Source organism: Marinomonas posidonica IVIA-Po-181, assembly GCF_000214215.1.
GTDB lineage: Bacteria > Pseudomonadota > Gammaproteobacteria > Pseudomonadales > Marinomonadaceae > Marinomonas > Marinomonas posidonica.
Genome location: NC_015559.1, coordinates 1,587,435 through 1,601,533 on the forward strand (window position 1 = coordinate 1,587,435; position 14,099 = coordinate 1,601,533).

The 14,099-nt window shown below is 43.3% G+C and carries 8 protein-coding genes and 16 tRNA genes; 21 read left to right on the forward strand and 3 right to left on the reverse strand.

Going from position 1 to position 14,099, the window contains the following annotated elements:
• The first annotated feature begins 50 nt into the window (after window positions 1–50).
• The 21 genes from pheS to MAR181_RS07560 all read left to right on the forward strand — a co-directional run bounded on the left by pheS (window position 51) and on the right by MAR181_RS07560 (window position 10,467).
• Complete coding sequence (gene pheS / locus MAR181_RS07460; RefSeq protein WP_013795995.1) at window positions 51–1,046, forward strand: phenylalanine--tRNA ligase subunit alpha; 996 nt, start codon at window positions 51–53, stop codon at window positions 1,044–1,046.
• 22 nt (window positions 1,047–1,068) lie between these two features.
• A complete protein-coding gene (gene pheT / locus MAR181_RS07465) occupies window positions 1,069–3,453 on the forward strand; it encodes a phenylalanine--tRNA ligase subunit beta (protein ID WP_013795996.1) in 2,385 nt (794 codons plus the stop codon).
• A 4-nt stretch (window positions 3,454–3,457) separates the two neighbouring features.
• On the forward strand, window positions 3,458–3,754 hold the full coding sequence (locus tag MAR181_RS07470; RefSeq protein WP_013795997.1) for an integration host factor subunit alpha: 297 nt from the start codon (window positions 3,458–3,460) through the stop codon (window positions 3,752–3,754).
• Between the two features lie 267 nt (window positions 3,755–4,021).
• Window positions 4,022–4,098: transfer RNA gene (locus MAR181_RS07475), tRNA-Pro, on the forward strand.
• A gap of 13 nt (window positions 4,099–4,111) precedes the next feature.
• A tRNA-Thr gene (locus MAR181_RS07480) sits at window positions 4,112–4,187 on the forward strand.
• Between the two features lie 60 nt (window positions 4,188–4,247).
• Window positions 4,248–4,323, forward strand: a tRNA-Thr gene (locus MAR181_RS07485).
• Between the two features lie 43 nt (window positions 4,324–4,366).
• A tRNA-Thr gene (locus tag MAR181_RS07490) sits at window positions 4,367–4,442 on the forward strand.
• A 47-nt stretch (window positions 4,443–4,489) separates the two neighbouring features.
• Window positions 4,490–4,565: transfer RNA gene (locus MAR181_RS07495), tRNA-Thr, on the forward strand.
• Window positions 4,566–4,604: 39 nt separating this feature from the next.
• Window positions 4,605–4,680 (forward strand) — tRNA-Val (locus MAR181_RS07500).
• Window positions 4,681–4,715: 35 nt separating this feature from the next.
• Window positions 4,716–4,792: transfer RNA gene (locus MAR181_RS07505), tRNA-Asp, on the forward strand.
• Window positions 4,793–4,932: 140 nt separating this feature from the next.
• Window positions 4,933–5,008, forward strand: a tRNA-Val gene (locus MAR181_RS07510).
• A 35-nt stretch (window positions 5,009–5,043) separates the two neighbouring features.
• Window positions 5,044–5,120: transfer RNA gene (locus MAR181_RS07515), tRNA-Asp, on the forward strand.
• Window positions 5,121–5,260: 140 nt separating this feature from the next.
• Window positions 5,261–5,336: transfer RNA gene (locus tag MAR181_RS07520), tRNA-Val, on the forward strand.
• A gap of 35 nt (window positions 5,337–5,371) precedes the next feature.
• Window positions 5,372–5,448: transfer RNA gene (locus tag MAR181_RS07525), tRNA-Asp, on the forward strand.
• A gap of 140 nt (window positions 5,449–5,588) precedes the next feature.
• A tRNA-Val gene (locus MAR181_RS07530) sits at window positions 5,589–5,664 on the forward strand.
• A 35-nt stretch (window positions 5,665–5,699) separates the two neighbouring features.
• Window positions 5,700–5,776 (forward strand) — tRNA-Asp (locus MAR181_RS07535).
• 140 nt (window positions 5,777–5,916) lie between these two features.
• Window positions 5,917–5,992 (forward strand) — tRNA-Val (locus MAR181_RS07540).
• 35 nt (window positions 5,993–6,027) lie between these two features.
• Window positions 6,028–6,104: transfer RNA gene (locus MAR181_RS07545), tRNA-Asp, on the forward strand.
• A 210-nt stretch (window positions 6,105–6,314) separates the two neighbouring features.
• Window positions 6,315–6,390 (forward strand) — tRNA-Val (locus MAR181_RS07550).
• Between the two features lie 278 nt (window positions 6,391–6,668).
• A complete protein-coding gene (locus tag MAR181_RS07555) occupies window positions 6,669–9,191 on the forward strand; it encodes a bifunctional diguanylate cyclase/phosphodiesterase (RefSeq protein WP_013795998.1) in 2,523 nt (840 codons plus the stop codon).
• A gap of 25 nt (window positions 9,192–9,216) precedes the next feature.
• Window positions 9,217–10,467: an ABC transporter substrate-binding protein gene (locus MAR181_RS07560; protein WP_013795999.1), complete on the forward strand. Its 1,251-nt coding sequence runs from the start codon at window positions 9,217–9,219 to the stop codon at window positions 10,465–10,467.
• Window positions 10,468–10,619: 152 nt separating this feature from the next.
• On the opposite strand, the gene MAR181_RS07565 is transcribed toward MAR181_RS07560, so the two are convergent.
• The 3 genes from MAR181_RS07565 to MAR181_RS07575 form a co-directional block, all read right to left on the reverse strand.
• Complete coding sequence (locus MAR181_RS07565) at window positions 10,620–11,762, reverse strand: DNA alkylation repair protein (protein WP_013796000.1); 1,143 nt, start codon at window positions 11,760–11,762, stop codon at window positions 10,620–10,622.
• A 330-nt stretch (window positions 11,763–12,092) separates the two neighbouring features.
• On the reverse strand, window positions 12,093–12,956 hold the full coding sequence (locus MAR181_RS07570) for a GNAT family N-acetyltransferase (RefSeq protein WP_013796001.1): 864 nt from the start codon (window positions 12,954–12,956) through the stop codon (window positions 12,093–12,095).
• 297 nt (window positions 12,957–13,253) lie between these two features.
• Window positions 13,254–14,000 (reverse strand): GNAT family N-acetyltransferase, encoded by a 747-nt coding sequence (locus MAR181_RS07575; protein WP_245546225.1) that lies wholly within the window; start codon window positions 13,998–14,000, stop codon window positions 13,254–13,256.
• Window positions 14,001–14,099 lie beyond the last annotated feature (99 nt).

Here is a 14,099-nt window from a genome sequence, read left to right on the forward strand (position 1 = left end):
ATAGGGGAAGAGCAAGCGCTCTTCCCCTATTTTATTTTTTGGAGTGTATGATGGAGAACCTAAAGCAGATTCTTGCTGATGCGCTAAGCGCAGTAGAAGCATCTGAAAGTGAGTCCGCGTTAGATGATGTGCGTGTACATTATCTGGGTAAAAAAGGCGCACTGACCGCTTTGTTAAAACAACTTGGTAATGTTTCAGCCGAAGATCGACCTAAATTTGGTCAATTGGTGAATGAAGCAAAAGGACAAGTTCAAGAAAAGCTAAATGCTCGTAAAGGTGATCTTGCCAAAGCCGCCTTGAATGCAAAGTTAGCCACTGAAACAATTGACATCTCTTTGTCTGGTAAAGGCGATGATGTTGGTGGTTTGCACCCTGTTACGAGAACCATGGATCGTATTGAAACTTTCTTTCGGGGCATAGGTTTTGATGTGGCTGCGGGGCCAGAAATCGAAGATGATTATCATAACTTCGAAGCGTTGAATATTCCGGCGCACCATCCAGCGCGTGCGATGCAGGATACTTTCTATTTTAACCCTAATACGGTCCTGAGAACCCATACCTCGCCTGTTCAGGTACGTACTATGGAAACGTCTCAGCCGCCTATCCGAATTATTTGTCCGGGTCGTGTTTATCGTTGCGATTCTGACCAAACTCACACGCCTATGTTCCATCAAGTGGAAGGCTTGTTGATTGATGAGAATATTTCTTTCGCTGATTTGAAAGGTATTCTTCATGAGTTTTTGAATGTGTTTTTCGAAGACGATTTAAAAGTGCGTTTTCGACCAAGCTATTTCCCATTTACAGAACCGTCCATCGAAGTGGACATCATGCGTACCAACAGCAAGGGCGAAGAGTCTTGGTTGGAGGTGTTAGGTTGTGGCATGGTGCATCCAAAAGTATTGGAAATGTCAGGTATTGATCCGGAAAAATACACTGGATTTGCTTTTGGTATGGGTGTTGAGCGTTTTGCCATGCTGCGTTACAAGGTAGATGACTTGCGTATGTTCTTTGAAAACGACTTACGTTTCCTCAAGCAGTTTAAGTAATCAGTCGACCTAGGATGTTTATATGAAAGTTAGTGAGAATTGGCTAAGAGAGTGGGTCAATCCAAACATCAGTAGCGATGATTTGGTTGCTCAAATTACCATGGCCGGCTTGGAAGTAGACGAAGTAATTCCTGCTGCGGAGTCGTTCAGTGGCGTTGTTGTGGGTGAAATATTGGCCGCTGAGCCGCACCCTAATGCCGACAAATTGCAAGTGTGCCGTGTATCGGATGGTTCTGAAGAGTTCCAGGTAGTATGTGGTGCACCGAATGCGCGCCCAGGTATCAAGATTCCGTTTGCCAAAATTGGTGCGGTATTGGGTGCGGATTTTAAAATCAAAAAAGCGAAGCTGCGTCAGGTTGAGTCGTTTGGCATGTTGTGTTCCGCCTCTGAATTGGGTGTGAGTGAAGATAACGATGGCATTATGGAGTTACCGCTAAGCGCTAAAGCAGGTGAAGATTTCCGTGCTTTTCTTGGTCTAGATGATCAGATCATTGATGTTGATCTGACACCGAACCGCAGTGACTGCTTAAGTGTTGCAGGTTTGGCGCGCGAAGTTGGCGTGTTGAACAAAGTCGACCTTACATCTGTTGCGATTGAAGTGGCAGAGGTGACCATCACTGATACTTTCCCGGTGAAAGTCGATGCTACAGAAGCATGTCCTCGTTACCTTGGGCGTGTTATTCGCGGTGTTAACGTCACGGCAGAAACACCATTGTGGATGACAGAAAAACTGCGTCGCAGTGGTATTCGTTCCATTGATCCTATTGTCGACATTACTAATTACGTGATGTTGGAATTGGGTCAGCCAATGCACGCGTTTGACTTGGCGAATTTAAACAGCTCAGTGGTTGTGCGTATGGCTGAAGCGGGCGAGAAAATCGTACTGCTGGATGGTCAAGAGGTTAGCTTACGCGAAGACACCATGGTGATTGCAGATGAGCAAGCGCCGCTGGCTATTGCCGGCGTGATGGGGGGGGAAGGTTCTGGTGTAAACGAGCAAACACAAGATATCTTCTTAGAGAGTGCTTTTTTCACACCGTTAGCCCTTGCTGGTAAAGCGCGTTCTTATGGCTTACACACGGATTCTTCGCATCGTTTCGAGCGTGGTGTTGATGCATCGTTGCAAGAGAAAGCCATTGAGCGTGCGACCCAGTTAGTGTTGGAGATTGCTGGCGGTCAAGTGGGTCCAATGACACAGGCGGTAAATGAAAGTGCTTTGCCAGTTGCTGCAGAAGTCACTTTACGTCGTCAAAAGTTGGATCAATATCTTGCAGTGTCTTTGGATAAAGATTTGGTGACGGATATCTTAACTCGTCTTGGTCTGGATATGGTGGAAGTAACGGATCAGGCTTGGGTGACGAAAGCGCCTTCTCATCGATTCGATATTGCCATTGAGGCGGACTTGATCGAAGAGGTTGCTCGTATTTACGGATACGATAATCTGCCTTCGTCCATGCCAACGGCTGCGGTTAACTTTACGCCATTGAGTGAATCCAAAACGCCGATTCAATCTTTGCGTTCTACCTTGGTCGCTCGTGGCTATCAAGAGGCGGTGACGTACAGCTTTATTGATCCGAGCTTGAGTAAGCAATTTTTGCCTGAAATCGAACCCGTTCCGTTAGAAAATCCGATCTCTGCGGATATGGGGGTCATGCGTCCAAGCTTGATTCCTGGTCTGGTGAAAGCGTATTTGTACAATCAGAACCGTCAGCAGTCTCGAGTGCGTTTGTTTGAAACGGGGCGTCGTTTTATCGGTACGGTTGAAGCGCTAGATGAGTTGGATCAACAGTTACAAATTTCAGGTTTGATTGCGGGTAGCCGTCATCCAGAAGCTTGGTATCACAACAATGAAAAAGTCGATTTTTATGATTTGAAATCGCATGTGGAAGCTCTGTTTGAGGTCAATAACGGTGGTCAGCCAACGTATCAGCGCTCTGAGTGTGAATTTTTGCACCCTGGGCGTTCTGCTGATGTGTATTTGGACGGTCAATTTGTTGGCATGATGGGGGAGTTACACCCTCAGTTAGCCAAATCCCTAGGGGCGAACCAAACGCTTTATGTGTTTGATATTGCCTTGGAAGCGGTATTGAATGCAAGGTTACCTGAATACAAAGCTGTGTCTCGTTTTCCTGAGGTGCGTCGTGATTTGGCCTTGTTGGTTGATCGCGCGGTGCCGGTTAGTGAGCTGGAAAAAGTCATCGTGGAATCCGCTGGTGATGCCTTCAAAGGAGTCTTGGTTTTTGATGTTTATCAGGGGCAAGGTATTGATGAATCGCAAAAAAGTGTCGCTTTGGGCTTGACGTGGCAGCATCCTTCACACACTCTTAGTGATGAAGAAGTAAACAACTCTGTCGAACAGACTGTGAAAGCACTGTCCGAACAATTGGGAGCCGTTGTAAGGGGGTAGATTTATGGGATCGTTGACGAAGGCAGATTTAGCTGAAAACTTAGTCGATTCAATTGGTCTTAGTAAAAAAGATGCAAAAGATTTGGTTGAAGGTTTTTTCGATGTGGTACGAAGCTCACTTGTAGAAAGAGAACAAGTTAAACTGTCGGGCTTTGGAAATTTTGAAGTTCGTGAGAAAAGTCAGCGACCAGGTCGAAACCCGAAAACAGGGGAAGAGATTCCTATCACGGCTCGTACTGTGGTGACCTTTAGGCCAGGGCAGAAGCTTAAGTCTAAAGTTGAAGACTACATGCAAGAGTGATCTGTTGTTTATGATGAAAGCCACCTTAGGGTGGCTTTTTGTTGTTTTGGGATTCGAAAACTTTAGAACAGAATTATGAGCGGACAAAGTCGATAAAATTTCATGGTTTTAGGTGAAATAATGATATTTAGATCAATGCTTAATCGATTATTCTCCGTTTTAGAACTCGCCAGACTAAATTGAAAAAAAAATGATAAAAGTCTTCCCTTTTCAATTCGTTATAGTAATATACGCACCCGCTGACAACGACAGAGTTGTTGTTTGCATCGGGGCGTAGCGCAGCCTGGTAGCGCACTAGCATGGGGTGCTAGTGGTCGCAGGTTCAAATCCTGCCGTCCCGACCAAGAATTTGTTTTAGCCGCTATAGCTCAGTTGGTAGAGCATCTGACTTGTAATCAGAGGGTCCCGAGTTCGACTCTTGGTGGCGGCACCATTTCTTGGTCAAAGTTTCTCACCTGAGGTGAGGGATGAAAAACGATTTTGCTTTTATTTGGCCGCTATAGCTCAGTTGGTAGAGCATCTGACTTGTAATCAGAGGGTCCCGAGTTCGACTCTTGGTGGCGGCACCATTTAATGATTTAAGTGAAGATAAAAGTGAACTGCGTAAGATAAGCCGCTATAGCTCAGTTGGTAGAGCATCTGACTTGTAATCAGAGGGTCCCGAGTTCGACTCTTGGTGGCGGCACCATTACTACTTATTAAAAGTTAGTAATACACAATTTGATTTAGCGTTTAGCCGCTATAGCTCAGTTGGTAGAGCATCTGACTTGTAATCAGAGGGTCCCGAGTTCGACTCTTGGTGGCGGCACCATGCTTTCTTTAAAAGTATCGGTTTAAGGTTAAATGAATTGGGTGTGTAGCTCAGTTGGGAGAGCGTCGCCCTTACAAGGCGAATGTCGGGAGTTCGAACCTCTCCACACCCACCACTTAATAGGAAAGTGGTTAAACAATCTATGACAATGGAGCGGTAGTTCAGTTGGTTAGAATACCTGCCTGTCACGCAGGGGGTCGCGGGTTCGAGTCCCGTCCGTTCCGCCACTTACTTTTGATAGGGTAAGTTGGTAAGTAATACCATCATTACGATGGATGTGTGGTTCAGTTGGGAATTGTCCTGACAAGGCGCATAGATACTGGGAGTTCTTAACTCCTCATCTTCCTCAAAGATGTAAAACTACGATGGGTGTGTAGCTCAGTTGGGAGAGCGTCGCCCTTACAAGGCGAATGTCGGGAGTTCGAACCTCTCCACACCCACCACTTAATAGGAAAGTGGTTAAACAACCTATGACAATGGAGCGGTAGTTCAGTTGGTTAGAATACCTGCCTGTCACGCAGGGGGTCGCGGGTTCGAGTCCCGTCCGTTCCGCCACTTACTTTTGATAAGGTAAGTTGGTAAGTAATACCATCATTACGATGGGTGTGTCGCTCAGTTGGGAATTGTCCTGACAAGGCGCATAGATACCGGGAGTTATTAACTCCTCATCTTCCTCAAAGATGTAAAACTACGATGGGTGTGTAGCTCAGTTGGGAGAGCGTCGCCCTTACAAGGCGAATGTCGGGAGTTCGAACCTCTCCACACCCACCACTTAATAGGAAAGTGGTTAAACAATCTATGACAATGGAGCGGTAGTTCAGTTGGTTAGAATACCTGCCTGTCACGCAGGGGGTCGCGGGTTCGAGTCCCGTCCGTTCCGCCACTTACTTTTGATAGGGTAAGTTGGTAAGTAATACCATCATTACGATGGATGTGTGGTTCAGTTGGGAATTGTCCTGACAAGGCGCATAGATACTGGGAGTTCTTAACTCCTCATCTTCCTCAAAGATGTAAAACTACGATGGGTGTGTAGCTCAGTTGGGAGAGCGTCGCCCTTACAAGGCGAATGTCGGGAGTTCGAACCTCTCCACACCCACCACTTAATAGGAAAGTGGTTAAACAACCTATGACAATGGAGCGGTAGTTCAGTTGGTTAGAATACCTGCCTGTCACGCAGGGGGTCGCGGGTTCGAGTCCCGTCCGTTCCGCCACTTACTTTTGATAAGGTAAGTTGGTAAGTAATACCATCATTACGATGGGTGTGTCGCTCAGTTGGGAATTGTCCTGACAAGGCGCATAGATACCGGGAGTTATTAACTCCTCATCTTCCTCAAAGATGTAAAACTACGATGGGTGTGTAGCTCAGTTGGGAGAGCGTCGCCCTTACAAGGCGAATGTCGGGAGTTCGAACCTCTCCACACCCACCACTTAATAGGAAAGTGGTTAAACAATCTATGACAATGGAGCGGTAGTTCAGTTGGTTAGAATACCTGCCTGTCACGCAGGGGGTCGCGGGTTCGAGTCCCGTCCGTTCCGCCATTTTTCCTCAAGATATAAAATTAAGATGGATGTGTCGTTTAGTTTGGATTTTGTCCTTATAAGACGCATTGATTGCGTGAGTTTATAACTCCGATTGTCAGATCTATAATTGCAACGGGTGTGTAGCTCAGTTGGGAGTTGTCCTGACAAGGCGCATAGATACCGGGAGTTCTTAACTCCACATCTTCCTCAAAGATGTAAAACTACGATGGGTGTGTAGCTCAGTTGGGAGAGCGTCGCCCTTACAAGGCGAATGTCGGGAGTTCGAACCTCTCCACACCCACCATGATTTTGTTTTTTTTATCCTCTCTTTAGATACTCTTTCTCCAGTGGTTCTATTTTTAATTACCCCCTTTTTGCGGAAAGCTCATCTATCTAACACATTCCTTTAGCTTTTGTCTTCTGATAAGGAGTCAACATTGCTCGCAGGGTGATGATGAATGCTATCCACTTATTCCTTGTCCTTCTATTGCCTTCTCTTAAAATATCGCAACTATCTGTCTATACTATATAAATATTCAAATGCCAGTACGGGGTTTGTGATCGCATAATGGGTGGGCTGTAATGTCATTACTTGATAACAAGCAATTATTAAATTTGATTCGGTACGCCCCAGTAGTGGTTGTATTTGTATTTGCATTAGCCGTAAACCTGATCGCAATTAAGGATAACCGTGATCAAGCCGAGCTAAGTATCCAAAACTTACGAGAAGAGCTTATTCTTCAGCGTAAAGACTCAATTCGGTCTCAGGTTCATCAAGTTTATAAGCAAGTTTTGCTTGAGAAGTCTCAATCAGAAAGCGAGCTGAAAGACCTTTCTAAACAACGTGTTTATGAAGCATTCGGAATCGCTAATCATATTTATGCTCAAAATCTAGGGAAGCCGAAAGCCGAGGTCAGTAAACTTATTGTTGAAGCTCTTAGGCCGATTCGCTTCTTTGATGGTCGAGGTTATTTTTTCATTATTGCTAATGATGGCACCGTTATTATGAACAGTGCCCATCCTAGCCTAGAAGGCAAGAATGCTTGGAATTTACAGAACAGTAGAGGCCATTTTATTACGCGTAAAATGCTGAAGTTGACAGGTGAAAGAAATGAGGGCCCGCTGAAATGGCATTATAAAAAACCAGATTCTATAGATGACCAAGAGACGGAAAAAGTCGGATACCTAAAGAAATTTGAGCCTTATAACTGGTCTATTGGTACTGGTGAGTATCTTACTGACTTTGAAGAGGGGGTGAAAACGTCATTGTTAAAATGGTTCTCAGGATATGAATATGGAGATAATGGTTATTTTTTTGTTATTCAGCGTAATGGGACTTTATTAGCACATCATAGAAACGATTTCTTAGGTTTAAATCTATCGGTCGGGAGCAAGCTCGACCATGAGTTGATGAAAAACATCTCGACTCAAGTCAAAAATGGTGGTGGATACGTTCGTTTTTCAAAGCCACTTACGTTAAGTGGTAATGCATCATTAGAGCAAGTGAGCTACGTCAAAGAAATAAAAGAGTGGAATTGGATTATTGGCACGGGCTTTAGTGCTCAAACGTTTGAAAAACACATACGAGAAAAAGAAGAGCAATTGATTGAATTAAATAATCAAAGCTTAATTCGATTGGTTTATCTCACGATTATCTCAATGGTTTTACTGACATTCTCTTCCTTGTATGTGGGCAACTTGATTGCAAGGCGTTTTGGCATTTTCCAAAGTAAGATAAAAGCCGATTTTACTGAGCTCAATAATACCAAAAATAAAATGGAATATATGGCGCTACATGATGCGTTAACGGGTCTGCCCAACCGTATTCTTATGCTTCGAGACATCGAAGAGAAAATTCAATTATCGAACCGGAAAGGCGAAAAACTAGCCATCATGTTTGTTGACTTGGATAATTTTAAGAATGTTAACGATCTGTATGGGCATTATGCAGGGGATTTATTGCTTGAAGTTGTGGCAGAAAGGTTTAAGGCATTTATGGACCTCCATAGCAGTGTTTCACGATTTGGTGGTGATGAATTTGTCTTCTGCTTTTCAAGTTTAAAGAACAAGGCTGAGGCACAAGCAAAAGTCAAATTAATAAATGAGGCTTTATTTTCGCCTGTCATTATAGAGGGTAGAACACTAAATGTAAGCTGTACTATTGGTGTGTCTATGTGTCCGGATGACAGTGTGAATCCGGAAACTTTAATCAGTCAGGCCGATACAGTACTGTATAAGTCTAAAGCGGATAAAAAAGGCGACTTTCTTTTCTACAGCAACTGTATCAGTAAGCAAATTAAGCGAAAAATGAACATCCAGAATGAGCTACTTCATGCCATTGAAAAGGATCAACTGTCACTACATTATCAACCGCAAATGAGAGCGATTGATAAAAAACTGGTTGGTGTCGAAGCCTTAATTCGTTGGAAACATCCAACATTGGGCGATATTTTTCCTGATGAATTTGTATCTATTGCGGAAGAAACAGGAGGCATTCACGAATTGGGCTTATTTGTGTTTAGAAGAGCATGTGAAGATATTTGTGCATTATCTTCAAATGAAGAGGACGCGATTAATTTATCTGTAAATATTTCCCCAGTACAACTGCTTGAACCCGATTTTGGCCCTATCATATTAGATATTTGCCATGATGTTGGTATTGATCCTAAACGTATTACTTTAGAGTTGACCGAAAATATATTTATTCATCGCTTAGACGTCGTAAAGCCCTTGTTAAGTAAACTTAGAGAGTTGGGTTTTGCGTTATCGTTAGACGACTTTGGCACAGGGTATTCTTCACTTAGTTATATCAATAGCTTACCACTCACTGAAATTAAGATAGACCGCTCATTTATCAATAAATTTTTGGAGATTTACCAAAGTGACATGTTGGTTCGTATGATTATTGAGATTGGACGTTTATGTGGTTTATTAGTCGTTGCAGAAGGTGTTGAAACAAAAGAGCAATTTCAAAAGCTATTGAGCTATGGTTGTAATCGAGTTCAGGGTTATTATTTTGCTCGCCCTTTAACCATAGAAACGTTATCTGAAACAATCGCAATATTTCAGTCTGAGAATGAATCCAATCATTATTTGGATAAATAATAGACGTAATGTTTAGGGGGCAATAATGAAACTTCCGGTATGGTGGCTTGTTGGGCTAAGTTTTTTTTCCGATGTGTTAATGGCTGCACCGCAGGAGATATCGCTTTGGCGTCATATGTCCAGTGAAACTGTAGTAAGGAACTCATTGGCGGCCATTCAACGTTTTAATGACAGCCAGAATAAGTGGCGTGTGGTGCCTGATCTTATTCCTGAAGCATCTTACACTTTGTCTATAAGAGCGGCTGCTCAGGCAGAGTTGTTACCTTGTATTATAGCAATAGATCAACCGCTTGTTCCAAATTTTGCATGGAGAGGTTTTCTTCATCCATTGGATGGATTGTTGGATGATAAAGTATTGGCTTCTTTAAATACGACAGGAAAGGGAGTTTATAATGGCAGAGTCTACTCTGTAGGAGGAGCAGAGGTTGCTTTAGCCCTTTTTACGACTAAGTCTCTTCTTGAAAAAATTAGTGTTCGTTACCCGACCATAGATAGGCCATGGAATAAAACAGAATTTATGGCAGTGTTAGATGCCGTCAAAGCAACAGGGGATTACCAATACCCATTGGACATGAGAGCTCAAGACGTGACGGAATGGATTCCTTATGCTTGGGCGCCTTTGATGCTTTCGTGGGGGGCTGATCTTATCGATCGTAGTGACTTTATGACTGTCGAAGGCGTTCTGAACTCCCCAGAAGCAATACAGTTTGGTTTATGGATACAAAGCTTAGTGCAAGATAAGTATATTAATGCCTATCCACAAAACGATAATGGCTTTGTTAATGGTGACATTGGTATTCAATACGGTGGCTCATGGTCTTTAACTTCCTATTATAATCGATTCAAAGAAGATTTAGCGGTACTACCCGTTCCAGATTTTGGTCATGGCGCTAGGATCGGCGGTGGCTCATGGCATTGGGCGATGACCGAGTCATGTTCTTACCCTGAAGCCGCAAAAGATTTACTGACTTTTTTAATGACGGCGGAAGAGCAGGCTGCTGTGTCTAAAGTCATCGGTATTTTTCCGACAAATGCTAATGCTCTAGAACTAACAGACAGTTATTCAGAAGAAGGACGTTGGCGTATGTTGTTTGATTTTTCTAAACGTTTTTCAATATTGAGACCTGAAACACCCGCCTATGCAGTGATCTCTTCTAGTTATAAAAAAGCCATAAGTGATATCTTGAACGATATGCCGCCAAAGCTTGCTTTCGACATAGCGGTGGAAAACATTAAAGTGGCCTTTGAACGAAATCAGAACTATGGTGCTCGCTAACGTTTGTTAGATGAGACGTCACTTTTCAAAGGAAGATTTGCTCTGGTAAATTGTTTGAGCTATCTCATGTATCCAGCGAAGATCAACGCCTTTGTTGATTATAAAAGGGCATCTATCAAAAGGCTCGAATGATTAGGTGAGGATGCCTGTCGTTAGGGGGTATTGTTCAAGGCAAATTGAAACTCAGACTTCGCAATGGAGACACCGTTGACGATTATCTCAACGGCGTGTTGCCCTGGGTAATAGACTCGTGTTGTCACCTGTTTGAATGGATGTCGCTTAGTAAAATTAAGCGTGTTTCCTGCTTTAAGAATGACTTTTTTACCTTTATACACCTTGGGTGAAGTGACACCATTTTTCTTCTGATGATGAATAATATAATCGATCATCAAAGATTGGTTCTCAGACGAGTCTGATACAAGGTGTAATTCAAATTCTAGATGTTCGTTTAAGTATACGGTTGGTGTTGCTATTTTGAGTTTGGCTTTTTTAACTTGAACTGGAAGGTAACCAAAGACTTGCAACGCAGTCGGATGGCTTTGCTTCAACAAGGTGCGGCACGCATGGCGTATGAGTTTTTTGCGATTTTCGTCTGCATCGGCCATCCATTTTAGAGCAATGTTTGCCGCAAGGTCTGGGTGATCTTTGGCAATGTCATTTAGGTTATTGGCAACAGAACGACGCACATACTCTTCTGGATCGTCTTTTAGTGTTTCGAGTAATTCAATGACAGGCATTGGATTCGCGATGAAGTCGGGTAATTGCATTGCCCAAGGAAGGCGAGGGCGAATGCCTTCGGAGACTAAGCGTCGAACATGGTAATTGTCGTCCGTTGTCCACTCTTTCAACGTGGCGAGTGTCTTTGATTTATTCTCTGATAATAGAAAATGACGTATGCCGAACTCAGACGAAAATCGTTTCGTCATTTCTTTTAATAAGGCCATGGATAAGTCAGGGTGACCTTGTCCGTACCAGCCCACATAATCCGCCATTGGCATAATCGCCCAACCAACAATGCCGTCGTTATCTGGCGTTAACCCATAAATATCTTCTGTTTTATAGGGACGTAGGCTGGCGAATAGAATGTCAGACGCTAACGTAAAATCGTTAGGTAAATAGCAAAACATCGCCTCGGTGATTTGTTTGGAGCGTTCCTTTAGCTCTAAATTGGCGAGGTCATTTGTGGCGAAATCAACAAAGCTGACTTGGTCGAATTCACTCCAAGCCGCTTGAAAATGTGCCGCCATCGATTCGATCACTTGAGGATTAAACTTATCTTTGAAAAGCTCGGGCATGAAGCTGTGCCTTGTCTATTAGAAATGAGGTAAAAATTATAGACCTATTTAGTGTCAGATTCTGTCAGTAGCTCATTGATTACAAAGGTGATAATAAGGAGAGGTGCCAATCATTCCGGCGCCTGTTCTTAAAGAAACGTCCTTACAAATAAAATAAATCAAAAGGAAGTAATGATGGGGTTTCAATGTTTGGTTGGGCCATACTTAAAGTGAAGCCCTTGTCTATCAAATAGAATATAGAATTAGAATAACGGCATTAGGGACAAGCCTCGACAGCTTGATTTATTGAGAATTGCCCCTATTTTTTACTCACCTCGTTGATTTAAATTCCTAGCCTAAGGCCTGGCTGATTAAGGCAAACTGACGTATCTTGCTGTCTCTTTGTGGTATTTCACCGCGTACCATTTCTACTACGGTATCCACCTGAGGTAAGCCAATTTCGGTTAACCAAGTGTTTAGCTCACTACTTTGCGGTATGTCGATACGGACAAATTCATTTATATGATCATTGATCAATGATTGGATCATGACTTTGGCTTGCTCTTGTGAGGATGCGATAACAGGACCAATCGCATAACCACGGCCAAATTGACGTATAAGTGCAAAGCCAGTGATGTCACCTTGTGTTTCCATCGCGATGCCAGAAGCCGATTTTAGGATTTCATTGAGTGTTGTTGCTCGAGTAAGGCCGCAGGCTGTTTCGGCTAACTTGGCGATTTTTGCATAATCTTCTCGGTCAATGTGACGCAGTTCTTCTTTCTCATTTGTTTCAATCGCAATCGCATTTTCAACGATGGCTTGGTGCTGATAAACCGTGCCAGAAGCCCTGAAGCCAAAGCTTTCATAAAGAGGTTGGCCTGAGGGGGTTGCGAATAGCAGGACATTTTTCTGTTCACCGATCTCGTCCAATATTTGATTCATTAGCTGGCGCCCAATGCCGTTGCCTTGTTTTTCTGGAGAGACAATGACCATACCAAGAGACGAGTATTTTTCGCCATGGTCCCAACACAAGACGGTACCAATGGGTTGATTATGGTATTCCGCTACAAATCCAGAGCCGAGATGATGAACCATTTTCCAGTCATCAATACGATGTGGCCATTTTACGGCTTGGGAAAGCGTGTAGGCCGTATTCAGGTCGGCTTCAGTCATCGCGCGGTAAGAAATGGAAAGAGGGGTTTGAGTCACTGTCATGATGGCTTGTCTCCTTATAATATGAAGAATATTTTGGAGCTTGAGTTAGGTAAATACTAGGATGTTCTTGCCGTAAAATAAGGTGAAAATGAAATTCGGCAGTAAGCTCTGAGAAGCCAGCATTGATAGTATAAATCTACCGAAATATTGTTCCGTAACGGCACAATATTGTGATGATTTAAAAGAACCTATGAGGATGTTATTCAATAGAATAGTGTAAGTGATAGGCTAATAATGAATAGGTCATCACCAAAGACGCAGTGGCTTTAAATGAGAAAGCACTCGTCTGTTATTTAATTAGGCGAGTGCTTGGCTAACTAAAGCAAAACTATGGAACTCAGACTCTGCTTTTTTAAGTGGTTTATTTGTCATGGCGGTGACCGTATCAAATTCTTGCATGCCTGATGTGTTTAGGAAGTCCGTAAAGAGCTTGTCTTGTTCTGCTGTATCGATGCGTAGGAATTGTCCAGCATGCTGATTAACATGAGGGGCGATTAAGGCAATGGCATCAGCACTGTTTTGAGCAACGACTGGTCCAATAACATGGCCGCGACCAAACTTTCGACATAATGCAAATCCCAAAATCTTATTATTACGGACGAGTACCGAGCCTTGAGATTTTTCTAGGACGGTTTTGATAATGTTGCTTCTATCAGTACCAAAGGTACTTTTATCCAGTTGCAGTATGCTTTCTGTATCTTTGGGTTCAAGTTGTCTAACACTTTCATTAACGACAAGGTGAGATGGATCTATCGACGTGGCAATGCCTTGATATTGAAAAATGGTGCTGACGGGTTGGAAAGAAAGTGACGTATACAGTCGGTATCCAGCTTTTGTTGAGCTCAAGACAATGTCACGATCTTCGCATTGTGCCATCACGTGCTTCATCATCCAGCGTCCACCCCCTAAAGCTTGTAGACGAGGCGAGGTAATCACCATACCAATAGTGGTGAAATCACTGCCTATCGGAAACCACATGCCAGAAGCGACGATTCGACCAATTGGATCACAGCCCACAAATCCCTTCCCTAATGTTAGTAACATGCGCCAATCCTCAGGGCGATGTGGCCAGAGTACGGTGATTGAAAGCTCATGTAGCTTATCGATATCCTCGAGCGTCATTTCTCTGATGGTGAGTTCGTA

Bases quoted from the DNA above. Each gene is read 5' to 3' on its own strand.
- pheS (WP_013795995.1), top strand. From the start codon at position 51: ATGGAGAACCTAAAGCAGATTCTTGCTGATGCGCTAAGCGCAGTAGAA.
- pheT (WP_013795996.1), top strand. From the start codon at position 1,069: ATGAAAGTTAGTGAGAATTGGCTAAGAGAGTGGGTCAATCCAAACATC.
- MAR181_RS07470 (WP_013795997.1), top strand. From the start codon at position 3,458: ATGGGATCGTTGACGAAGGCAGATTTAGCTGAAAACTTAGTCGATTCA.
- MAR181_RS07555 (WP_013795998.1), top strand. From the start codon at position 6,669: ATGTCATTACTTGATAACAAGCAATTATTAAATTTGATTCGGTACGCC.
- MAR181_RS07560 (WP_013795999.1), top strand. From the start codon at position 9,217: ATGAAACTTCCGGTATGGTGGCTTGTTGGGCTAAGTTTTTTTTCCGAT.
- MAR181_RS07565 (WP_013796000.1), bottom strand. From the start codon at position 11,762: ATGCCCGAGCTTTTCAAAGATAAGTTTAATCCTCAAGTGATCGAATCG.
- MAR181_RS07570 (WP_013796001.1), bottom strand. From the start codon at position 12,956: ATGACAGTGACTCAAACCCCTCTTTCCATTTCTTACCGCGCGATGACT.
- MAR181_RS07575 (WP_245546225.1), bottom strand. From the start codon at position 14,000: ATGTTACTAACATTAGGGAAGGGATTTGTGGGCTGTGATCCAATTGGT.